This is a genomic window from Paraburkholderia sp. RL18-101-BIB-B (assembly GCF_046026985.1).
In the GTDB taxonomy this organism is placed as follows: Bacteria; Pseudomonadota; Gammaproteobacteria; order Burkholderiales; family Burkholderiaceae; genus Paraburkholderia.
The window spans coordinates 83771-105934 of sequence record NZ_JARESV010000029.1 but is presented as its reverse complement, the minus strand read 5'-3'; the positions used below and the strand labels follow the sequence as shown (position 1 = coordinate 105934).

General features: G+C 63.1%; 22 protein-coding genes and 1 tRNA gene. 11 read left to right on the top strand and 12 right to left on the bottom strand.

Annotated elements, in window-relative coordinates; all coding sequences use genetic code 11:
- Positions 1 to 97: 97 nt before the first annotated feature.
- Both P0D73_RS31080 and P0D73_RS31075 read right to left on the bottom strand, forming a co-directional pair.
- Positions 98 to 1396: a c-type cytochrome gene (locus P0D73_RS31080; RefSeq protein WP_132373192.1), complete on the bottom strand. Its 1299-nt coding sequence runs from the start codon at positions 1394 to 1396 to the stop codon at positions 98 to 100.
- Between the two features lie 21 nt (positions 1397 to 1417).
- Positions 1418 to 2149: a c-type cytochrome gene (locus P0D73_RS31075; RefSeq protein WP_408287730.1), complete on the bottom strand. Its 732-nt coding sequence runs from the start codon at positions 2147 to 2149 to the stop codon at positions 1418 to 1420.
- Between the two features lie 369 nt (positions 2150 to 2518).
- Here P0D73_RS31075 and copC point away from each other — a divergent pair, with 369 nt between their 5' ends.
- Both copC and P0D73_RS31065 read left to right on the top strand, forming a co-directional pair.
- On the top strand, positions 2519 to 2896 hold the full coding sequence (gene copC, locus P0D73_RS31070; RefSeq protein ID WP_408287829.1) for a copper homeostasis periplasmic binding protein CopC: 378 nt from the start codon (positions 2519 to 2521) through the stop codon (positions 2894 to 2896).
- Positions 2893 to 3822: a CopD family protein gene (locus P0D73_RS31065; RefSeq protein WP_408434379.1), complete on the top strand. Its 930-nt coding sequence runs from the start codon at positions 2893 to 2895 to the stop codon at positions 3820 to 3822. The genes copC and P0D73_RS31065 overlap by 4 nt, the downstream gene beginning before the upstream one ends.
- A 197-nt stretch (positions 3823 to 4019) precedes the next feature.
- Here the strand turns inward: P0D73_RS31065 and P0D73_RS31060 are convergent, their stop codons facing one another.
- The 4 genes from P0D73_RS31060 to dgoD all read right to left on the bottom strand — a co-directional run bounded on the left by P0D73_RS31060 (position 4020) and on the right by dgoD (position 7367).
- Positions 4020 to 4250, bottom strand: a complete 231-nt coding sequence (locus P0D73_RS31060) for a YodC family protein (RefSeq protein ID WP_408434376.1) — start codon at positions 4248 to 4250, stop codon at positions 4020 to 4022.
- 12 nt (positions 4251 to 4262) lie between these two features.
- Complete coding sequence (locus P0D73_RS31055) at positions 4263 to 4565, bottom strand: hypothetical protein (protein ID WP_408181813.1); 303 nt, start codon at positions 4563 to 4565, stop codon at positions 4263 to 4265.
- A 249-nt stretch (positions 4566 to 4814) separates the two neighbouring features.
- Positions 4815 to 6164: an MFS transporter gene (locus P0D73_RS31050; RefSeq protein WP_408434385.1), complete on the bottom strand. Its 1350-nt coding sequence runs from the start codon at positions 6162 to 6164 to the stop codon at positions 4815 to 4817.
- 54 nt (positions 6165 to 6218) lie between these two features.
- Positions 6219 to 7367, bottom strand: coding sequence for a galactonate dehydratase (gene dgoD / locus P0D73_RS31045; RefSeq protein WP_116139217.1), 1149 nt, complete (start codon positions 7365 to 7367; stop codon positions 6219 to 6221).
- 284 nt (positions 7368 to 7651) lie between these two features.
- Here dgoD and P0D73_RS31040 point away from each other — a divergent pair, with 284 nt between their 5' ends.
- Positions 7652 to 8329: a FadR/GntR family transcriptional regulator gene (locus P0D73_RS31040; RefSeq protein ID WP_408434382.1), complete on the top strand. Its 678-nt coding sequence runs from the start codon at positions 7652 to 7654 to the stop codon at positions 8327 to 8329.
- A 62-nt stretch (positions 8330 to 8391) separates the two neighbouring features.
- On the opposite strand, the gene P0D73_RS31035 is transcribed toward P0D73_RS31040, so the two are convergent.
- Positions 8392 to 9930 carry a DHA2 family efflux MFS transporter permease subunit gene (locus tag P0D73_RS31035; protein WP_408317926.1) on the bottom strand — a complete coding sequence of 513 codons (1539 nt, stop codon included), beginning with the start codon at positions 9928 to 9930 and terminating at the stop codon, positions 8392 to 8394.
- Positions 9931 to 10066: 136 nt separating this feature from the next.
- On the opposite strand from P0D73_RS31035, the gene P0D73_RS31030 reads away from it, so the two are divergent.
- Positions 10067 to 10510, top strand: a complete 444-nt coding sequence (locus P0D73_RS31030) for a MarR family winged helix-turn-helix transcriptional regulator (RefSeq protein ID WP_408434372.1) — start codon at positions 10067 to 10069, stop codon at positions 10508 to 10510.
- 63 nt (positions 10511 to 10573) lie between these two features.
- Here P0D73_RS31030 and P0D73_RS31025 read toward each other — a convergent pair whose 3' ends face one another.
- From P0D73_RS31025 to P0D73_RS31005, 5 genes are all read right to left on the bottom strand, one after another.
- On the bottom strand, positions 10574 to 10924 hold the full coding sequence (locus tag P0D73_RS31025; protein WP_132373208.1) for a hypothetical protein: 351 nt from the start codon (positions 10922 to 10924) through the stop codon (positions 10574 to 10576).
- 94 nt (positions 10925 to 11018) lie between these two features.
- Positions 11019 to 11095, bottom strand: a tRNA-Met gene (locus P0D73_RS31020).
- Between the two features lie 89 nt (positions 11096 to 11184).
- Positions 11185 to 12843 (bottom strand): MFS transporter, encoded by a 1659-nt coding sequence (locus P0D73_RS31015; protein ID WP_132373210.1) that lies wholly within the window; start codon positions 12841 to 12843, stop codon positions 11185 to 11187.
- A 217-nt stretch (positions 12844 to 13060) separates the two neighbouring features.
- Positions 13061 to 14608: a sensor histidine kinase gene (locus P0D73_RS31010; protein ID WP_408181818.1), complete on the bottom strand. Its 1548-nt coding sequence runs from the start codon at positions 14606 to 14608 to the stop codon at positions 13061 to 13063.
- A gap of 9 nt (positions 14609 to 14617) precedes the next feature.
- A complete protein-coding gene (locus P0D73_RS31005) occupies positions 14618 to 15394 on the bottom strand; it encodes a response regulator (protein ID WP_408181820.1) in 777 nt (258 codons plus the stop codon).
- Between the two features lie 245 nt (positions 15395 to 15639).
- Between P0D73_RS31005 and recA the strand changes: the two genes are divergently transcribed.
- The 7 genes from recA to P0D73_RS30970 all read left to right on the top strand — a co-directional run bounded on the left by recA (position 15640) and on the right by P0D73_RS30970 (position 22112).
- Positions 15640 to 16716 carry a recombinase RecA gene (gene recA, locus P0D73_RS31000; RefSeq protein WP_132373216.1) on the top strand — a complete coding sequence of 359 codons (1077 nt, stop codon included), beginning with the start codon at positions 15640 to 15642 and terminating at the stop codon, positions 16714 to 16716.
- A 7-nt stretch (positions 16717 to 16723) separates the two neighbouring features.
- Positions 16724 to 17431: a recombination regulator RecX gene (recX, locus tag P0D73_RS30995; protein ID WP_408181821.1), complete on the top strand. Its 708-nt coding sequence runs from the start codon at positions 16724 to 16726 to the stop codon at positions 17429 to 17431.
- A gap of 148 nt (positions 17432 to 17579) precedes the next feature.
- The gene (locus P0D73_RS30990; RefSeq protein WP_132373220.1) at positions 17580 to 18320 is read left to right on the top strand and encodes a DUF2889 domain-containing protein; all 741 of its coding nucleotides are present in this window, start codon (positions 17580 to 17582) and stop codon (positions 18318 to 18320) included.
- Positions 18317 to 19486, top strand: coding sequence for an ADP-forming succinate--CoA ligase subunit beta (gene sucC / locus P0D73_RS30985; RefSeq protein ID WP_020069250.1), 1170 nt, complete (start codon positions 18317 to 18319; stop codon positions 19484 to 19486). Before P0D73_RS30990 ends, sucC begins: the two co-directional genes overlap by 4 nt.
- Positions 19487 to 19612: 126 nt before the next feature.
- Positions 19613 to 20494 (top strand): succinate--CoA ligase subunit alpha, encoded by an 882-nt coding sequence (gene sucD, locus P0D73_RS30980; RefSeq protein ID WP_085487621.1) that lies wholly within the window; start codon positions 19613 to 19615, stop codon positions 20492 to 20494.
- Between the two features lie 145 nt (positions 20495 to 20639).
- Positions 20640 to 21344, top strand: a complete 705-nt coding sequence (locus tag P0D73_RS30975; RefSeq protein WP_132373222.1) for a TerC family protein — start codon at positions 20640 to 20642, stop codon at positions 21342 to 21344.
- A gap of 144 nt (positions 21345 to 21488) precedes the next feature.
- On the top strand, positions 21489 to 22112 hold the full coding sequence (locus tag P0D73_RS30970) for a pilin (protein ID WP_408181823.1): 624 nt from the start codon (positions 21489 to 21491) through the stop codon (positions 22110 to 22112).
- The last annotated feature ends 52 nt before the right edge of the window (positions 22113 to 22164 follow it).

Genomic DNA, 22164 nt, shown 5'->3' with positions numbered 1-22164 from the left:
GGTATTTTTGTATAAGAGACAGTTAAACCGGTCCTTAAAACGCCACGGGCGCGGCCGCTAATTTCGCTGGCCGCGCCCCGGATGCTACGAACGCTGCTTAGTCGAGCGGCGCCGAACGCAGATCGGACACTTGCTGCGGTGACACGGCCGTACCGTGGTTGCCCCACGACATACGGATGTACGTCACAACCGCCGCGACTTCCTGATTCGACAGCGCTTGCGCGAACGGCGGCATGCCGTACGGATGCGGGTTGCCATCCGTGCTCGGCGGGTAGCCGCCGTTCAGCACCATACGGATCGGGTTGACCGCCGACGGCATCTGAATCGACTGGTTGTTCGCGAGCGGTGGGAAGGACGGCGGCATGCCGAGGCCATTTTCCGCGTGACACTTCGCACAGTTGTCAGCGTAGATCTTCTGACCTTGCTTCAACAGTTCGCCGCCGAACTTTTCCGACGTTTCGAGCTGCAGCGGTTCAGGCGCTTCGCTCTTCTGCGGAATCGTCTTCAGGTACGTGGCCATCGCGTTGATGTCCGCGTCCGACATGTACTGCAGGCTGTTGTGGACCACTTCAGCCATCGGACCGAACACCGCGCCGCGGTTCGACACGCCGGTCTTCAGCAGATCGGCGATGTCTTTGGTTTCCCAGTCGCCGAGGCCGGCTTCCTTGTTCGACGTGAGCGACGGTGCGTACCAGTTCTGCAGCGGGATCAGGCCGCCGGCAAACGCCGCCGAGCTCACCGGGCCGCCCATGGCGTTGATCGACGTGTGGCACATGCCGCAGTGGCCGAGGCCTTCGATCAGGTACGCGCCACGGTTCCATTCGACCGACTTGGTCGGATCCGGCTTGTACTCGCCTTCACGGAAGAACAGCGTGCGCCAGCCGATCAGCATGTTGCGCTGATTGAACGGGAATTTCAGTTCATGCGGACGGCTCGCCACGTTGACCGGCGTGACCGAACGCAGGTACGCGTAGATCGCGTCCGAGTCGGCGCGCGTGACCTTCGTGTAGCTGGTGAACGGGAAGCCCGGATACAGCAGGCTGCCGTCTTTCGAGCGGCCGGTGTGCATGGCGCGGTAGAAGTCGTCCTGCGTCCACTTGCCGATACCGTACTGGTCGTCAGGCGTGATGTTCGGCGTGAACATCGTGCCGAACGGTGTGGCCATGGGCAGACCGCCGGCGAACTGCTTGCCGCCGCGCACCGTGTGGCAGGCGATACAGTCGCCGGCGCGGGCGAGATACTCGCCCTTCTTGATCAGCGCGGCCTGGTCGGCGGGCGTTGCCGCCATGGCCGTGCCGTTATGCAGATGGTCGCCGCCCGACCACAGGACGGGAACGAGTGCGGCGGCCGCAACGACGACGACTGCCGAGAGGGCGAACAAAGACTTGCGTTTCATTTGAGTGTCTCTCCCGGTGCCTTATTGCGGTTCGCTGCCGCAGGCAAGCGGAGTCTTCATCGAGCGGGCCGGAGCCGGCACGGGGTTTTGCGGAGCCTGTTGCGTGGAAAGCCATGAAGCGACGGCGTTCACGTCATCGTCGGTCAGGCGCGTGGCGATGGTGTGCATGCAATCAGGCGCGATGGCATGACGCGAGCCCGAGCGCCATGCGCCGAGCTGGGCGCTGATGTAGTCGGAGTGCAGACCGACCAGACCCGGGATAGCGGGTTCCATACCGGTCAAACTCTTGCCGTGGCAAGCCGCGCAAGCCGGAATCTGCTTCGAGGCGTCGCCGTTCAGCACGATCTGCTGGCCGCGCGCGAGCGTGCTCGACGACACCGTCGGCTTGGCCGGCGGCGGATACGGAGGACGCTGTTGCGAGAAGTACGTGGCGATCTGATGAAGGTAGTCGTCGGAGAGGTACGTGACGAGGTAGTTCATGGGCGGATATTTGCGGCGCCCTTCGCGGAAATTCTGCAGCTGGTTGTAGAGATAGTCGGCCGGCTTGCCCGCCAGGCGCGGGAAGTAGTCGTTGTCGGTACCTTGGCCATGCGAGCCGTGGCAGGCCGTGCAGCCTTGCACGCGCGCTTCCATCGTATCGGGGGCCTTCGGTTGAGTCTGCGCTTTCGCAGCGCTATAAACGCCCGCGGAGCCGATCAGCAGAAGGGCGAGCAACGGGCGGAAAATGCGTCTTGAAGACACGCGTAACTCCATCAAAATCGGGGACCTGACCGAACTTCGAGCGGCTCGGTGTGAAGGGCAGCCGGCGCTGCGGCGACGCAGCATTCTATCATCGAAGGGTGATGGTGACTATTTGGCACATTAGAGAAGGTTCCGGCTGTCACAGCCATGCGACAGTTTGACGCGGACAACAGCTTCGAGCGACTCGCCTGTTATCCCGAATTTGTCTGCGCGATCAACGGCGCAAGCCTCGGGCCCGGCCGATCTATCCATAAACCAGGTTGAACCGACGCCCGCGCGAACCATCGAAGCGTACACTTCCGGGCGCGCCGGGCTTTGTCCGGTCTCGTTGTGCCCGGTCCGACGCCCACCGTTTTCCTGATCATCCGCTATCGGCCCTACATGAAGCTACTTAATTTTTCCCGTCCGGCGTTGCGAGCCTCGATGCTCGGCGCCGCGGCGCTGCTTGCGACGTCCACGGTTTTCGCCCATGCGCATCTGACCTCGAGCGAGCCGGCGGCCAACGCCGAAGTCAGCGCGCCCACCGAAGTGACGATCCACTTCACCGAGCCGCTCGAGCCGGCTTTCAGCAGGATCGCGCTTGCCGACACGAGCGGCAAGGCGGCCGCGCCGGCCGAGTCGCAGGTCGATAAGGATGACGCCAAGGTCATGCATCTGCCGCTGCCGTCGTTGAATGCCGGCCGCTATGCGGTGCACTGGATCGCAGTAGCCACGGACGGCCACCGTACCCAAGGCGACTTTGCGTTTATCGTCAAATGAGCATCGACGGACTCTGGATCGGGCAGGTCGCCATGGCCGCGCTCATGAACGTCGCGTTTGCGTTTGCCGTCGGTTCGGCGTTGCTCGGCGCGTGGCTCGCGAAGGACGCCCAGCAGAAGATCTCGCCCGCGCGCCCCGCGTGGTTGCGCGCGCAACGCTCGATGCTGACGGCCACCGTCGTGCTGGTACTCGCGGATCTCGGCTGGCTGCTGTATCAGGCGGCGTCGATGAGCGGTGTCGCGTTGCCGGCCGCCATCGGCGTAGTGCCGACCGTGCTGACGCAAACCCATGTCGGTTACGGCTGGAGCCTTGCGTTTGCCGGCGCGCTGGTGCTGCTCGGCACGGCGATGGCCAGTCATACGGGCATGCTGCGCAACGCGCTGCTGTGGCTCGCGGTGATCGCGATCGCCGCGGGCAAGGCGTCGCTGGGTCACGCCGCCGATGCCGGGCCGGCCTCCGCCGCGATCGCCATGCAAACGCTGCATGTGCTCGTCACCAGCGTGTGGGGCGGGCTGGCAATGGCGGCGGGGCTCGCGGTCCTGCCGGCGCTCGGCACTTCGACCGCGCGCGGCATGTTGATCCGCACGGCGACTCAGGTCTCGAACGTGTCGGTGGTGGCGGTTGCGCTCGTGCTGCTCTCCGGCATCTTCAACGCGGTGCGGGGTTCGGGCGGCTCGTTCGAGGCGATCGAACTCAGCACGTGGGGTCATGTGCTGACGCTCAAGCTTGCGCTGGTCGCGCTCGCGCTCGTGCTCGGCGGACTCAACCGCTTTCTGGCGCTGCCGCGCCTGCGCCGCACGGCCTCGACGATGGATGCTCACACCTTCGTCAACGTGCTGTATCTCGAAGCGCTGGCGATGATCGGCGTGTTCGTCGCGGCGGCCGCGTTGTCGCATAGCGTACCGGCGTTCGCGGCGCTCGGTTGATGCCGTGGCGCGAGGTCATGCGCAAGGCGAGCAGCGCGATCGACGGCGACTGAACCGCAACCGCGTCCGCATGAGTTCAGCTCTGCAACGTGCCGCAACCGCCACGTCAACCACATAAAAAAGCGCCGCACAGCAAAAGCGTGCGGCGCAATACACACGGTCGCCTGGCGGTGGCCAGCAATCCGTTACTACTCTTTTCAGGCGGCGAGTGCGTGGCTCGCCCGCTCTAATGTCTCCTCCGGAAACATCTCCTGCTGCAACTCGCCGGCTTCGCTGAACCACTGGCAGATCAGCCAGTTGCCCGGCGCGAATAGCACCGGCCCGCTCCAGGTGACGGTCATCGGGCGGCCGCCTGACTTGAGTTTCAGGACGTCGCCCGCGCGAAACGCGGGTTGCGCCCGCCTCATGAGCCGCTCGGCCAGCCGCATGTGAGCCTCCGCTTATTCGAGGCCGAGCCGGTGTCCGAGGATCGGCGCACAAAAGAGCGCGATGGCGCAGCCGGCAGCTTTGCCTTCGAGTTCGGCGCCCGCGGCGCGCGCGCCGTACATATGCGTGAGGAGATCGAACAGTTGCGGCAGGCAGTACACCACCGCGGCGCCGATGAGGCATTTCTCGACGACCGAGATGCGCCAGCCGCGTTCGAATGCGAGCGCCGCGCCGAGGATGCGCAGCACGCCGAACACCACCAACGCACCAACGGCGGCTTGTTCGCGGAGCAGATAGTCTGGAAGGAATTCGCCCATATTTTCCCCGATGCATTTGTCGTTTGAATGCATTTCAGCAAGGAGCGGGCCATGAGTCTGTCTGATGCCGAACAAACGGCTTGAAAGCCTTTCTGGAGGAGGCTTTGCGAGGAATGCCACGAAGCAGGGAAAAGCCCGGAAAACGCCTGGTTCAGTCCTTTGGTCCGGGATGTTGCGTTACTGCGACGGCCCGCGCGCCACGTCACCGTGACGCGCGGGCCGCACCGCGAAGCGCGGGATAACGCCGCTTTAACGAATCCGTTCGATCTTGCCCACGAGGAACAGATACGACAGTGCGCCGACCACGCCGACGCAGCTCATGAACACCAGCGCGGGCCGGAAATCGTTGTTCCTGACGATCAAGCCGATCACCACCGGTACGCAGATCGACGACAGATTGCCCATCAGGTTGAACATGCCGCCGGTGAGGCCGAGCAGTTCCTTCTTCGCCATCGACGACACCAGCACCCATGTGATCGACGAAAAACCGCTGCCGAAGAACGCGATCGCCATGAAGAGGATCACCATCGCGGGCGACTCGACATAGTTTGCGCCGACGATCGCCGTGGACAGCAGCAGGCCCGTCACGATCGGCACCTTGCGCGCGAGCGTGGCCGACACGCCGCGCCGGATCATCCAGTCCGACAACAGGCCCGAACCCAGAATGCCCACAAAGGCAGCGAGAAACGGCACGGCCGTCATGAAGCCGGCTTTCAGAAAGTCCATGTGCCGGTACTTGACAAGGTAGGTGGGAAACCAGGTGAGGAAGAACCACAGCGTCGAGGTCACCGCGATCTGCCCGATATAGACGCCCCACAGCTTGCGATTGCCGAGCACCGCGCGCCAGTCGGCGGCGCTGTAGCGCGCGCGGGGACGACGTGTGTCGCCGAGTTCGACGAGTCCGCCGCCTGCACGGATCGTTTCGAGTTCGGCTTCGTTGACGTCCTTAGCCTCGGACGGTTCACGGTACAGCGCGTACCAAACCAGCGCCCACGCCACGCCGATCGCTCCGGTCAGAAAGAACACGCCTTGCCAACCGAAATGCTGTTGCGTGAGAACCAGCGCCGGCGTCAGAAACGCGAGCCCGACATACTGGCCGGACATATAGCTGGCAATCGCGCGAGCCCGTTCGCTATCCGGAAACCAGGTCGTGACGATACGGTTCAGCGTGGGATAGGCGGGCGCCTCCAGCGCCCCGAGCAGCACGCGCAGCGAAAGCAGCATCACGAACGCGCTGGCGAATCCTTGCAGAATGGTCGCCAGCGACCACAGTCCGATGATCAGCGCCAGCAGAAGCCGCGGCCGCGTGCGATCGACCAGCATGCCGCCGGGAATTTGCAGCAGTGCGTATGACCAGCCGAACGCGGAAAACACCAGTCCCATTTGGGTCGAATCGAGTTGCAGGTCCTGCGCGATCGCGGTGGCGGCGATCGACAGATTGCTGCGGTCCAGATACGTGATGACGACGGTGATGAACAGCATCGCAAGGAGGCGGTGGCGCTTGGCCGTCGCTTGCGTCTGGATGTGGGTTGTCTCCACTGAGGTTGTCCTCTTGCTGGTTTTTCTGCCGGCGCCACGGGCCGCGGAACACGCAAACATGAACGTCGACGCAAAAACAAAAACGCCGCCCATGGGCGGCGTTCCTTCACGCAATTACCATTCTGCGACGCTGCCGTCCTCGTGGCGCCACACCGGATTGCGCCAGCGATGGCCGACCTTCGCCATCTCCCGCACCTTCTCTTCATTGACCTCGATGCCGAGGCCCGGACCCTGCGGAATCGACACGAAGCCGTCTTCGTATTTGAAGACTTCCGGATTCCTGATGTAGTCGAGCAGGTCGTTGCCCTGGTTGTAGTGGATGCCGAGGCTCTGTTCCTGGATGAACGCGTTGTAGCTCACCGCGTCGATCTGCAGGCAGGTAGCCAGCGCGATCGGGCCGAGCGGGCAATGCAGCGCGAGCGCGACGTCGTAGGCTTCCGCCATCGACGCGATCTTGCGGCACTCGGTAATGCCGCCCGCGTGCGACGCGTCCGGCTGAATGATGTCGACGTAACCACCCGACAGAATGTGCTTGAAGTCCCAGCGCGAATACAGACGCTCGCCCAGCGCGATCGGCGTGTTGGTCTGGTTGACGATGTCGCGCAGCGCTTCGGCGTTCTCCGACAGCACTGGCTCTTCGATGAAGAGCAGCTTGTACGGGTCGAGTTCTTTCGCCAGCACCTTGGCCATCGGCTTGTGCACGCGGCCGTGGAAGTCCACGCCAATGCCGATGTTCGGTCCGACCGCCTCGCGCACGGCCGCGACGTTGTTGATAACGCCTTGCACTTTGTCGAAGGTGTCGATGATCTGCAGTTCTTCCGAGCCGTTCATCTTCACGGCCTTGAAGCCGCGCTCGACCACGGCGCGCGCGTTGTTGGCCACGTCACTCGGACGGTCGCCGCCGATCCACGAATACACCTTGATCTTGTCGCGCACCTGGCCGCCGAGCAGCGCATGAACCGGCACGCCATGATGCTTGCCCTTGATGTCCCACAGCGCCTGGTCAACACCGGCGATCGCGCTCATGGTGATCGGGCCGCCGCGATAGAAGCCCGACCGATACATGACTTGCCAATGGTCTTCGATCAGAAGCGGGTCTTTGCCGATCAGATAGTCGGACAGCTCCTCCACCGCGGCCGCCACCGTGTGCGCACGGCCTTCGACCACCGGCTCGCCCCAGCCGACGATGCCTTCGTCGGTTTCGATTTTCAGGAAGCACCAGCGCGGCGGAACGATGAAGGTTTCGAGCTTCGTGATTTTCATGGTGTACGTCTCCTTTGTCGGCCGGAGTTAGCGCTTTAGCGCTTACTCCGGCCCCATGCAAAGCATCGGCCTTGGGCGTCTGCGAAATATTCCGGGGATTCACATGCTACAACAAAGCGCGTTTAAGTACTATTAATAGTACTATTGGCCATATAGTGGCAAGACCGGCGTCTCGGCATGGCGTTGTCGAAGCAGTGATCTCAAGGTTGAGATACCGGATAATCGCGCTCGTTCCGGCCTCGGTTCCAATATCGATAGCGCCGCAAGGCCGCTAGGAGAAAGCTATTCAGCACGATCTGCATGGGCGTGTCGCCCATCTGCTGGCGACCGCGATTCTGCGCGGCGACTATGCGCCCGATTCCATCCTGCCGCGCGAAGCGGAGTTGATGGAGACGTTCGGCGTGAGCCGCACGGTGTTGCGCGAGGCTTTGCGTACGCTGACTTCGAAAGGCTTGATCGAATCGCGTCCGCGCGTGGGCACGCGCGTGCGTCCGAAACGCGCGTGGAATCTGCTCGATGTCGACGTGCTCGACTGGTACTCGCGGGTCGCCGAGCCAATGACGTTCGCGCTCAAGCTGCAGGAAATGCGCGAGATGATCGAGCCGTACGCCGCGAGTCTGGCGGCTGCCTCGCACACGGACGAGACCTTCTACGCACTCGCCGCGGCCCATGCGGCGATGGTGGCGGCGCGCAATGTCGACGAATGGGTGCGTGCCGATCTGCAGTTTCATTTGAGCGTGCTGACCGCGTGCAGCAATGAATTGCTGATTCCGCTCGGCACGCTGATCGAGCGCACGCTCGAAGCGCAACTGCGTTTGAACGCGAAACGCGCGGACGTGTTCAATGCGTCGCTGGCCGAGCATACGGCGGTGTTCGAAGCGATTCGCGATCGCGACGCGGCTGCGGCGCGTGCGGCGATGGCGGGGCTGTTGGGTGTGACGCGCGGGCGGATCGAGGCTTAGGCGTGGGCGTCGCGGCGGCGCTCGGCGACGATCCGGTTCAGCGCCGCGTCGGCCGCCGCGCTTCAATCCATCGCGGCGTGCGCCACCGATGTATCCGCCGCCTTGTGTGCAGGGCGGATCAACAGCAGTAGCGGAATAACCAGCAGCGTCGCCATGAACATCAGCTTGAAGTCGTTCAGATAGGCGATCATCGACGCCTGCTGAGTGATCGACACATTCAATGCGGCCATGTCGTAGTTCGATCCGCTATTGAGCATCGGCTGGATAGCGGGATTGAAGGGCGTGATATTCGCCGCGAGGTCCGCATGCGAGACTTGCGTGTTGCGCGTCATCAGCGTCTGCACGATCGAAATCCCGATACTGCTGCCGATATTGCGCATCAGGCTGTATGTCGCGGTGCCGTCCGCGCGCAGTTCCGGCGTGAGCGTCGAGAAGGTCAGCGCGCTCAGCGGCACGAACACGAGACCGAGTCCGAAGCCCTGAATCACCCCAGGCCAGACGATGTCCGATGCCGACAGCACGATCGTGTAATGCATCATCTGCCACAGCGCGAACGCCGAGATCAGGAAGCCCGCGAGCAGCAGGAGCCGCGCGTCGATCCGCCTCAGCAGGCGCCCGGCGATCAGCATCGCGACCATCGTGCCCGCGCCGCTCGGCGCGGTGACGAGGCCGGTGGTCGCGACCGGATAATTCATCAGGTTTTGCAGCATGGGCGGAAGCAACGCGCGCGTCGCATACATCACCGCGCCGATCACGAAGATGAAAAACGTCCCCGTGGCGAAGTTCGGGTCCTTCAGCAACTCGTATTTGAAGAACGATTTCTTGCCGACGGTGGCCGTGTGCACGAGGAAAAACGCGAAGCTGATGGCCGCAAGCAGCGCCTCGATGACGATTTCGTTCGAGCCGAACCAGTCGAGTTGCTCGCCGCGATCGAGCATGGCCTGCAATGCGCCGATGGCGAGACCAAGCGTGGCGAAGCCGAACGCGTCGAACTTCGCGTCATGTTTCGGCTCGCGCGAAGGCAGGAAGGTCGCCACGCCGAACAGCGCGAACGCGCCGATCGGCACGTTGATGAAAAACACCCAGCGCCAGTTGTAGCTGTCGGTGAGCCAGCCGCCGAGCGTCGGCCCGAGAATCGGCCCGACCATCACGCCCATGCCCCATACCGCCATGGCCTGGCCCTGCTTCTCGCGCGGGTTGATGTCGAGCAGGATGGATTGCGACAGCGGCACCAGCGACGCGCCGAAAATCCCTTGCAGCAAACGCGACGCGACGATTTGCGTGAGCGTCTCCGACAAACCGCACAGCGCCGACGACACCGTGAAGCCACCGATCGCGAAGATCAGCAGGCGCTTGACGCTCAGCCGGTCGGACAGCCAGCCGGTGAGCGGCGTGGCGATCGCGGCGGCGACGATGTACGAGGTCAGCACCCACGTGATCTCATCCTGCGACGCGGACAGCGTGCCCTGCATATGCGGCAGGGCCACGTTGGCGATCGTGCTGTCGAGCGTCTGGATCAACGTCGCCAGCATGATCGAGATGGTGATCATCGGGCGGTTGAGCGGCGCGGCGGCGCTGGCCGCCGGGTTGTCGGAAGACATGAATGAGCGGGGTCGTCGATATAGTAAGCATGCTTAGTATATCGGTTGCGCGCGTGTCTGCCATCGGGAATTATGCGGAGCGTGAATTGCGCCCGTTTCAACCCTGAAAAACGAAAGCCTTTCGTATAATCCGCGCATGAAAACCCAACTCGATGAGCGCTTCGGCTTTCTGATTTCCGACGTCGGCCGCCTGACGGGCAAGCGTTTCGACGACCTCGCGAAGTCTTCAGTCGATCTGACGCGCGCGCAGTGCCGCGTGCTGGCCTACCTCGCGCATTACGGCGACACCAATCAGGCGCGGCTCGCGGACCTGCTCGAAGTCGCGCCGATTTCGGCGGGTCGTCTGCTCGACCGGATGGAAGAGGGCGGCTGGATCGAGCGGACTGCCAATCCGCAGGACCGCCGCGAACGCCAGGTGCACATGACGCCGAAGGCCGAGCGCACGCTCGGCAAGGCGCGCAAAGTCGGCGACGAAGTCGCGCTCGAAGCGCTGAACGGCTTTACTGAAGAGGAAGAGAAGCAGTTGATCGCGTTGTTGCAACGCGTACGGGGCAATCTGAGCCGGCTGGTGGATCGGTGATAGCCGGCGCGCGATTGGGTTAAGTGGGGCGTTGACGGCGCGCTTCCGCACGCCGCGTGGCGACTACTTCGACTCGGGCGTCCCCGACGCTCCCGACGGCGGCACCAACTCGAAACATGCAGGCGGCGCGACGGATGTTCTCGTTTTCGCGTCGGGCTGCTGCGGGTCGATACATTTGAAGGCGCTCTGATCGCGCTGGACGAAAATCGTGTCGGCCGGGCCCGCGCTGCCATGGGCGCCATTCACGACGGCGACGATTTTGTAGCCGTCCTGCAAGAGCGTGGACAGCGTGGTCGCGCTCGCGCGCCACTGGCTGTCGGGCGGTGTCTGGGCCTGAGCGGCGAGTGCGGCGGTGCCGCTGAGAAACGCGATGGAAGCGGTGGCCACGGCAAGCGTGGCGGTGCGGAACGTCATCAAGAAACCTCCTTGAAGTTGCTGTAGTTGCAGTTCGGAAAGCCAAAACAAAAAAGCCGCTGAACCTTGCGGATCAGCGGCTTTTTCTTGCAACTGGTGGCGAATCAGGGACTCGAACCCCGGACCTGCGGATTATGATTCCGTCGCTCTAACCAACTGAGCTAATTCGCCGAAAGAAGCGAGATTATGCGGATGGCGCCGGAGGCTGTCAACCCCCGGCGCACAACTTTTTCAAGAAGCTGTTCCGGTCATCAGACGTTTCAGTCCTTCGCGTAGATGTCCGAGTCCTTGGTTTCCCGGACGAACAGCATGCCGATCACGAAGGTAATGAGCGCGATCACGATCGGATACCACAGTCCCGAAAAGATATTGCCCTTCGCCGCCACGATCGCGAACGCGGTGGCCGGCAGGAACCCGCCGAACCAGCCATTGCCGATGTGATACGGCAGCGACATCGAGGTGTAGCGGATGCGCGTCGGGAACATCTCCACCAGCATCGCCGCGATCGGTCCGTAGACCATCGTCACGTAGATCATCATGATCGTCAGGATCACCACGGTCATTGGCCAGTTGATCTGCGAGGGATCGGCCTTCGGCGAATAGCCCGCGGTCTTCAGCGTCGTCGCGAGGGTCTTGTCGAACGCTTTGCCTTGATCCTTGGCGTCGGCGGCCTTGCCGTCATACGTGTTGATCACCGTATCGCCGACCTTGATCTCCGCCAGCGTGCCCGCCGGCGCGGCGACGTTCTCGTAGTTCAAGCCGGCCTTCGAGAGCGCGCTCTTGGCGATGTCGCAGGAACTCGTGAACTTCGAGGTGCCGACCGGGTTGAACTGGAACGAGCACTCGTCCGGGTTCGCGATCACGACGATCGGTGCCTTCGCGGTCGCGGTTTCCAGCGCCGGGTTGGTGTAGTGCGCCAGCGCCTTGAACAGCGGGAAGTACGTGCACGCGGCGATCAGCAGGCCGGCCATGATGATCGGCTTGCGGCCGATACGATCCGACAGCGAGCCGAAGAACAGGAAGAACGGCGTGCCGATCAGGAGCGCGATCGCGATCATGATATTGGCGCTGCTGCCGTCCACCTTCAGCGTCTGCGTCAGGAAGAACAGCGTGTAGAACTGGCCCGTGTACCAGACCACGGCCTGGCCGGCGGTGAGGCCGATCAGCGCGAGAATCACGATCTTCAGGTTCTTCCACTGGCCGAAGGCTTCGGTCAGCGGCGCCTTGGAGGTCTTGCCTTCGGCCTTGATGCGCTCGAACACCGGCGATTCATGCAGTTGCAGACGAATCCACACCGACACGCCCAGCAGGATGATCGAGGCGATGAACGGAATGCGCCAGCCCCAGGCGCCGAACGCGTCTTCACCCATTGCCGTACGCACGCCGAGAATCACCAGCAGCGACAGGAACAGGCCGAGCGTGGCGGTCGTCTGAATCCAGGCCGTGTAGAAGCCGCGGCGTCCGGGCGGCGCATGTTCGGCCACGTAGGTGGCGGCGCCGCCGTACTCGCCGCCGAGCGCGAGGCCTTGCAGCATGCGCATCGCGATGAAGATCACCGGCGAAGCAAAGCCGATCGCCGCGTAGCCCGGCAGAAAACCGACGAGGAACGTCGACAGGCCCATGATCACGATCGTCACGAGGAACGTGTACTTGCGCCCGACCATATCGCCGAGGCGCCCGAACACGATCGCGCCGAACGGCCGGACCGCGAAGCCGGCTGCGAAGCTGAGCAGCGTGAAGATGAACGCGGCTGTCGGATTGACGCCGGAGAAGAAGCTCTTACTAATGAAGGCCGCCAGCGAGCCGGCCAGATAGAAGTCGTACCACTCGAAAACCGTACCCAGCGACGATGCGAAGATCACCCGCTTCTCTTCGCGCGTCATCGGCACGTGCGAGATTTGCCCGCCAACGGTAGCCATATGTCGTCTCCAATATTGATATGCACGCGGTTCGCCGGTAACGGCGTTCCCGTGGAACCGATTATTGGAGTGGAAACTTACGGCGTACTGACGTGGCGGGGTGAAATTGCAGCCTGGCGTGTGTTGTGGGTTTTTGTCCAACACGCGGCGATCTGGCGTCAAGCCCGGCTAATTTGCTCTCAAGTTATCTCAATATCGAAATGGCAAATTTGCGTGTTCAAGTTGCGTTAGGGTAAGTCCCGGCCCGTTCGTGCACATGCAAGCTGACGCGTACGAGCGTGCCGGCAAGCCGCGGCGAGGTTTGGTAGACGTTGTCGTCGATCGTCAGCTCGCCGCCGTGCATGGTCGCGATCTCGCGGACGATCGCGAGTCCGAGGCCGCTGCCGTCGCCTTCACGGCCGAGAATCCGGTAGAAGCGCTCGATCACCCGCGAACGCTCGGCGACTGGAATGCCGAGCCCGGTATCCTCGACTTCCAGATAAACGAGCCGCGCCGGCGCGTCATGCCTGACCCTGACGGTGATGCGCCCGCCCGGCGGCGTATAGCGGATGGCGTTGTCGATCAGATTCGACAGCATTTCGCGCAACATGACCGGATTGCCGTCCACTTCGACGGGTTCTTCGGGCGCTTCGTAGCCCAGATCCATCTGCTTGGCGAGCGCGGCCTGAACCCAGTCGCGTACGGCGTGGCGCGCGACTTCCGTCACCTCGACCGGCGTGAAAATCTGCCCCGACATGCGATTCTCAGCGCGCGCCAGCGCCAGCAGTTGCGTGACGAGCCGCGCGGCCTGCTCCGAGCTGGTGGCGATCTGCTCCAGCGAGCGATGCACTTCCGCGGAGGCGTCCTGGCGCAGCGCCAGTTCGGCCTGGGTGCGCAGGCCGGCCAGCGGCGTTTTCATCTGATGCGCGGCATCGGCGATAAAACGCTTTTGCAGCTCCATGTTCTGTTCGAGGCGCGTCAGCAGATCGTTGAACGAGGTGACGAGCGGCTCGATTTCCGGCGGCGCGCGGCGTGCCTCGAGCGGCGACAGGTCGTCCGGGCGGCGCGCGCGGATATGCGCCTGCAGCGCGTGCAGTGGCGCGAGGCCGCGCGAGAGCCCGAACCACACCAGCAGGATCGCGAGCGGCAGGATCACGAACTGCGGCAGGATCACGCCTTTGATGATGTCGTTGGCGAGCTGGCTGCGCTTGTCGAGCGTTTCGGCGACCTGCACCAGCACAGGCTGCGCGCCGGGCGTCTGCGGAAACTCGACGGTCGTATAGGCGACGCGGATATCGTTGCCGCGCAGCACGTCGTCACGAAATTCGACGAGCCCCGGCTGCGGCCGGTCTTCCTCATGCGGCAGCGGCATGTCGCGCTCGCCGCCCACCAGTTCGCCGCGCGTGCCGAGCACCTGATAGAACACGCTGTCCACATTGTCCGCGCGCAGAAAGTCGCGCGTGGAGTCGGGCAGCGTCAGTTCCGCCACGCCATTGACCGGATGAATCTGGCGCGCGAGCACGTACGCGTCGGTTTCCAGCGCGCGGTCGAACGGGCCGTTTGCAATCGACTTGGCGACCAGATACGTGACAGCGAGGCTCATCGGCCAAAGCAGCAGCAGCGGCGCCAGCATCCAGTCGAGGATCTCGCCGAATAGCGAGCGCGGGCGCGCCTCGGCGGCAGCTTCGGTTTCGTCGGGCGGGGCGAACGGATTGGCGTAGCGCTCGTCGCGCGCCTCGTCGAGGTCCGCCGCGTGCGCCGTAGCGCGGTCTGCGCGCGCGGACATGGGCGTCCTCTATTTGTAGTGATGGCTCGCCGGCATCGCGCCGGACGGCGGCGAGGAGGGCGGCTCGGGCTCGGCGGGCGGGGGCGTCGTCATGGCGTTCGCGCTCGTGCTCGCCGGCGACGCCGCTTTCTCGAGGCAGTAGCCAAGACCGCGCACGGTGATGATGCGCACGCCGCTCGGTTCGATTTTCTTGCGCAGGCGGTGCACGTAGACCTCGATTGCGTTGTTGCTGACTTCTTCACCCCATTCGCACAGGTGGTCGACGAGTTGTTCCTTGGAGACAAGGCGGCCGATCCGTTGCAGCAGCACTTCGAGCAAACCCAGTTCGCGCGCCGACAGATCGATCACCTGCTCGTTGACATAGGCGATCCGGCCGACCTGGTCGAACGACAGCGAACCATGCCGTACGACCGTCGGGCCGCCGCCCGCGCCGCGCCGCGTCAGGGCGCGCACGCGTGCTTCGAGTTCGTTCAGCGCGAAGGGCTTGGCCATGTAATCGTCGGCGCCGAGATCGAGACCCTTGACACGTTCGTCGACGCTGTCTGCGGCGGTCAGGATCAGCACCGGCAGGTTGGAATTGCGCGCGCGCAGGCGGCGCAGCACCTCGAGGCCGGACATGCGCGGCAGGCCCAGATCGAGAATCAGCAGGTCGAAAGTTTGCATCGACAGCGCGGTGTCAGCCTCGACGCCGGTCTTCACATGATCGACGGCATAGGCCGATTGGCGGAGTGATCGAACCAGACCGTCCGCGAGTATGCTGTCGTCTTCGGCAATCAGAATTCGCATGGTGCGCAAGCCTGGCCTTGCCGGCGCCGCGGGGTGTCCCCCGGCGCACAGCGGTCTCCGAAAATTATTGTGGGTAGTTGGGCAGCGCGACAGTAAAAATGCGCGTTCGCATGAGAATCGTGCTTGCCAAAACTACTGTTTTTTTATACAGTGTCTGGGTTTCGTGTGCTGTCCTTCACGAGTAGGTTGAAACTCGGGGCTGCACATCCGCCTCAGACGCCGTTCATCATAGCAAAGGACGATTCATGGAAGAAAGCAAGAAAGGCTCGGCTGGACTGACTGCTGAAAAGAGCAAGGCACTCGCTGCCGCACTCGCGCAGATCGAAAAGCAGTTCGGCAAAGGGTCGGTCATGCGGCTCGGCGCAGGTGAGGCGGTCGAAGATATCCAGGTGGTCTCAACCGGATCGCTCGGCCTCGACATCGCGTTGGGCGTCGGCGGTTTGCCGCGTGGCCGGGTGGTCGAAATTTATGGCCCGGAGTCGTCCGGTAAAACCACGCTGACGTTGCAGGTCGTCGCCGAAATGCAGAAGCTCGGTGGCACGGCGGCGTTTATCGACGCGGAACACGCGCTGGACATCCAGTACGCGGGCAAGCTCGGCGTGAACGTGAACGACCTGCTGGTTTCGCAGCCGGACACCGGCGAACAGGCGCTCGAAATCGCCGACGCGCTGGTGCGTTCGGGCTCGATCGACATGATCGTGATCGACTCGGTCGCGGCACTCGTGCCGAAGGCTGAAATCGAAGGCGAAATGGGCGACTCGCTGCCGGGTCTGCAAGCGCGTCTTATGTCGCAGGCGCTGCGCAAGCTCACCGGCACGATCAAGCGCACGAACTGCCTCGTGATCTTCATCAACCAGATCCGTATGAAGATCGGCGTGATGTTCGGCAACCCGGAAACCACCACGGGCGGTAACGCGCTGAAGTTCTACGCGTCGGTGCGTCTGGACATTCGCCGTATCGGTTCGATCAAGAAGAACGACGAAGTGATCGGCAACGAAACGCGCGTGAAGGTGGTGAAGAACAAGGTTGCTCCACCATTCCGCGAGGCGATTTTCGACATCCTGTACGGCGAAGGTATTTCGCGTCAGGGCGAAGTCATTGACCTGGGCGTGCAGGCCAAGATCGTCGACAAGGCCGGCGCGTGGTACAGCTACAGCGGCGAACGTATCGGTCAGGGCAAGGACAACGCGCGTGAATTCCTGCGCGAAAATCCGGATATCGCTCGCGAGATCGAAAACCGTATCCGTGAGTCGCTGGGCGTGAATGCCATGGCGGAAGCCGTGACCGGCGCAGGCGCTGAAGTCGCGGACGAAGAAGAGTAACCATCACGTGATACGCAAGGGCCGGCCGTTGTCCGATTCCGGACGCCACGCGGACGGCCCGCGTGATGAAGACGACGAGTCGTTCGATCCATTCGAATCGTTCGACGCACATGACCGCGCTGCGGGCCGCAATCCGCAGCGCGCGCAGTTTGAATCCTCCCCGCCCGTAGGCTCGGATCCCTCCGAAACCACCTACACTCGCTCGCGTCGCGTCCCAGGCGAAGCGAAACCCGGGCAAGACGAAGCCAAAAAATCCCAACGTCCGGCACGGTCGTTAAAAGGCCGCGCGCTCGGCTATCTGTCCCGCCGTGAATACAGCCGTACCGAACTGGCGCGCAAGCTGAAGCCGTTCGTCGAGGAAACCGACTCGCTCGACACCTTGCTCGACGCACTCGAAGCCGAAAACTGGCTGTCCGATTCGCGTTTCGCCGAAAGTCTGATTCATCGGCGCTCGTCGCGATTGGGCGCGAGCCGGATCGTCGGCGAATTGAAGCAGCATTCGGTCGACCAGACGCTCGTCGAAGAAGCCAGCGCGCAATTGCGCGAAACGGAACTGGCTCGTGCGCTCGCCGTCTGGCAAAAGAAATTCGGCCGGCTTCCCGAAACGCCCGCCGAACGGGCGAAGCAGACGCGCTTTCTGGCCTCGCGCGGATTTTCGGGGGCCACGATCGGCAAAATCCTTAAGGGAATCGACGAAGACTGGGCCGGCGAGTAAGCGCGGCGGCTTTATTGGCGCGCAAGCCCTTTAAGACAGCGACTTCCGCGCTCAGCCGCCTGCGGCGCGGCCGTGCGCAATCGGACCTGTCCCAAATACCCAGTATGCTAAAATTCGTGGGTTTTCCAATCCGGCCTTTCCTTCCCGCATGCCGCTCTCCCCGCCAGTGTCCCGTCAGTTGCGCCATCGTCGCGCAATCAGAGCGGAAGCCTATGAGCGAGCCGATGGCCTGTGGGATGTGGAAGCGTGCTTGACCGACGAAAAACCGCGCGATGTGGTGCTTGCGTCGGGCGTCCGGCCCAATGGTCAGCCGATCCATGAACTCTGGCTTCGCATCACCATCGATCGCAAGCTCAATGTCGTCGACGCCGAGGCGTCGTCCGACTGGGTGCCCTATCCTGGTTTGTGCCAAGTCAGCAATCCCGCCTACCGTGCCCTCATCGGGCTCAATCTCCGCCAAAACTTCCGTCGCGAGTCTGCCCGTTTGCTGGGCGGCACGGCGGGTTGCACGCATCTCACCGAGCTGTGCGCGATCCTGCCGACCGCCGCGATTCAGGCATTCGCCGGCGAAGTGTGGAACACCGGTGACGGCGCGTCGGGCGCGAACGCAGGTTCAGGAGACGGATCGTCTAACAGCACAGGTGAGCATTCCAACGATAAACCGCCATTCCAGCTGGGACGCTGCCACGCGCTGCGTTTCGACGGCGAGGCGGTGCAGCAGTTTTATCCGCGCTGGTATGGCCGCGCTCCGTATACAGCGGATCGCGCGGCATCGTCAGGCGACGGGGCAGTCCGCCAGACAGGCGAGGGCGGCAACGCGTCCGGCATGAACGACGGCAGCGGAAACGAAGTTCAATCCAACTCTCAGACTGAAGGGAATCACGCATGAAGATTCACGAGTACCAGGGTAAGGAAATCCTGCGGAAATTCGGCGTCGCGGTACCGCGCGGCAAGCCGGTCTTCTCGGTGGATGATGCGGTCAAGGCCGCGGAAGAGCTCGGCGGCCCGGTATGGGTCGTGAAGGCTCAGATCCACGCGGGTGGCCGTGGCAAGGGCGGCGGCGTGAAGGTTGCCAAGTCGCTGGAACAGGTTCGTGAGTACTCGAACCAGATCCTCGGCATGCAGCTCGTCACGCACCAGACCGGCCCGGAAGGCCAGAAGGTGAATCGTCTGCTGATCGAAGAAGGCGCTGACATCAAGAAGGAACTGTATGTCGGCCTCGTGATCGATCGCGTGTCGCAGAAGATCGTCGTGATGGCATCGAGCGAAGGCGGCATGGACGTCGAAGAAGTCGCGGAAAAGACGCCCGAGCTGATCCACAAGGTTGCAGTCGACCCGTCGACCGGCCTGAAGGACGCCGAAGCTGACGACCTCGCGAAGAAAATCGGCGTGCCCGACGCATCGATCCCGCAAGCGCGCGCGATCCTGCAAGGCCTGTACAAGGCATTCTGGGAAACCGACGCATCGCTGGCCGAAATCAACCCGCTGATCCTGACCGGCGACGGCAAGGTCATCGCGCTGGACGCCAAGTTCAACTTCGATTCGAACGCACTGTTCCGTCACCCGGAAATCGTCGCGTATCGCGATCTGGACGAAGAAGATCCGGCTGAAGTCGAAGCCTCGAAGTTCGACCTCGCGTACATCTCGCTCGACGGCAACATCGGCTGCCTCGTGAACGGCGCTGGCCTCGCAATGGCAACGATGGACACCATCAAGCTGTTCGGCGGCGAACCGGCGAACTTCCTGGACGTGGGCGGTGGCGCCACGACCGAGAAGGTCACGGAAGCGTTCAAGATCATGCTGAAGAACCCGAACTTGACCGCGATTCTGGTCAACATTTTCGGTGGCATCATGCGCTGCGACGTGATCGCGGAAGGCGTGATCGCGGCGTCGAAGGCCGTCTCGCTGAAGGTGCCGCTCGTGGTCCGCATGAAGGGCACGAACGAAGACCTCGGCAAGAAGATGCTCGCTGAATCCGGCCTGCCGATCATCGCGGCGGACAGCATGGAAGAAGCGGCTCAGAAGGTCGTCGCGGCTGCTTCGGGCAAGGCGTAAGCCGAGTCCGCGGGGCTTTTGCCAGAATTAACCAGGATTACGAATGGCGGCGCGTGAGCGACGCGGGCGGAGAACATCCCGCCGCGCGGCGCAACAGCGCGACGCCAAACGAACAGAGGTCAATACATGTCGATTCTGATTAACAAAGACACCAAGGTCATCACGCAGGGCATCACCGGCAAGACCGGTCAGTTCCACACGCGTGCTTGCCGTGAATATGCAAACGGCCGTGAAGCGTACGTTGCAGGCGTGAACCCGAAGCGGGCCGGCGAAGATTTCGAAGGCATTCCTATCTACGCTAGCGTCGCTGAAGCCAAGGCTGAAACGGGCGCGACCGTGTCGGTGATTTACGTTCCGCCGGCAGGCGCTGCTGCTGCGATCTGGGAAGCGGTCGAAGCCGATCTGGACCTGGCGATCTGTATCACGGAAGGCATTCCTGTCCGTGACATGATCGAGCTCAAGGCTCGTATGCGTGCCGAAAACCGCAAGACGCTGCTGCTCGGACCGAACTGCCCGGGCACGATCACGCCGGACGAACTGAAGATCGGCATCATGCCGGGTCACATCCACCGCAAGGGCCGCATCGGCGTCGTGTCGCGTTCGGGCACGCTGACGTACGAAGCAGTCGGCCAATTGACGGCGATCGGCCTCGGCCAGTCGTCGGCAGTCGGTATCGGCGGCGACCCGATCAACGGTCTGAAGCACATCGACGTGATGAAGATGTTCAACGACGATCCGGAAACGGACGCCGTCATCATGATCGGCGAGATCGGTGGTCCGGACGAAGCGAACGCTGCTGAGTGGATCAAGGGCAACATGAAGAAGCCGGTGGTCGGCTTCATCGCTGGCGTCACGGCGCCTCCGGGCAAGCGCATGGGCCACGCCGGCGCGCTGATCTCGGGCGGTGCTGACACCGCTGAAGCGAAGCTGGAAATCATGGACGCTTGCGGCATCAAGGTCACGAAGAACCCGTCGGAAATGGCGCGTCTTCTGAAGGCAATGCTGTAAATCGAAATTCGCGCGCTGTCACGGCGCGTTTTTTGATACGCTTACGAAGCCCTTTCGTGAGCGTGCGGTTCTAAAAGCGGGGGAGTGTAGACTCCTCCGCTTTTTTTATTGGCCGCGCGTCGGATTTCTTCTTATTCTTTCAATCATGCTCGAGTTCTTCGCCACGCTCCATTGGGGCGCCGTCATTCAGATTATTGTCATCGACATTCTGCTGGGTGGCGACAATGCCGTCGTGATCGCGCTGGCCTGCCGCAATTTGCCGCCGTCCCAACGCACGAAGGGCGTGCTGTGGGGGACGGTGGGCGCCATCGTGCTGCGCGTGGCGTTGATTGCGTTCGCGGTCGCGCTGCTCGATGTGCCGTTGCTGAAATTCGCAGGCGGCCTGCTGCTGCTGTGGATCGGCGTGCGTCTGATGGCGCCGGCGCACGACCCGCATGAGAACATCAAGCCGGCCGACAAGCTGATGTCGGCGATCAAGACCATCATCGTCGCGGACGCGGTGATGAGCCTCGACAACGTGATCGCGATCGCGGGCGCGGCTGAGGCCGCCGATCCCGAGCACCGGCTCGCGCTGGTGATTTTCGGCCTCTTGGTGAGCATTCCGCTGATCGTGTGGGGCAGCCAGTTGGTTCTCAAGTTGCTCGACCGCTTTCCGATCGTCATTACGCTCGGCGCCGCGCTGCTGGGCTGGATCGCGGGCGGCCTGATCATCAACGACCCGGCCGGCGACCGTTGGCCGATCCTCGATTCGCCGTGGGCCGAATACGGCATGAGCATCGCGGGCGCGTTGTTCGTGGTGGTACTCGGTTACCTGCTCAAGCGCCGCAACGCCCATCGCGCGGCGGCTTGAGACAGGAGCCGCCGCCGGCTTGAATCGAACCGCGCTGCAGCGTTAGCCGTTCGGCTGACTGTCTGACGCGAACGCCGCTGGCTACGATTGAAACGCCTGTTCCCGATCCGTGGGGCAGGCGTTTTTCGTTTCAGGAGCCTGCCGATGATCGTCACTTTGCCTTATTCCCCTTACTCCCAATCCTCACTGTCCACGCGCTCAAGAGTGTGCCGAGCGGGCTGGTCCGCGCGGTTCGCGCGCGCCTGCCGACGCCTTGGCTTCGGTTTCACGCTGATTGAACTGATGATCGTGCTGGCGATCGTCGGCGTGATCGCCGCGTATGCGATTCCCGCGTATCAGGACTATCTGGCTCGCAGCCGCGTCGGCGAAGGGCTGTCGCTGGCGGCGTCCGCGCGGCTGGCCGTGTCCGAAAACGCCGCGAGCGGAAACGCGTTCAGCGGCGGTTATGCGTCGCCGCCCGCCACCCGCAACGTCGAGTCCATTCGGGTCGACGACGACACCGGCCAGATCACCGTCGCCTTCTCGACGCGCGTCGCGCCCGCGGGTTCGAACACGCTCACGCTCGTGCCATCGGTGCCTGACAACGTGGATGCGCCGACTGCGCGCATCGCGTTGAGCAAGGGCGGGGTGCAGGCGGGCGCGCTTACGTGGGAATGTTTCGCGGGCGGCAAGGCGGCGTCCTCGCTGCCGGCGCCAGGCGCCGGGCCGGCACCCGCCGATGCGCCCACGTTGCCGTCGAATCTCGCCCCACCGGAGTGCCGTTCATGAACGACTGCGACATGAGCGCGCGATGAGCGCGAGAGTGGGGTGGCGTCGCAGC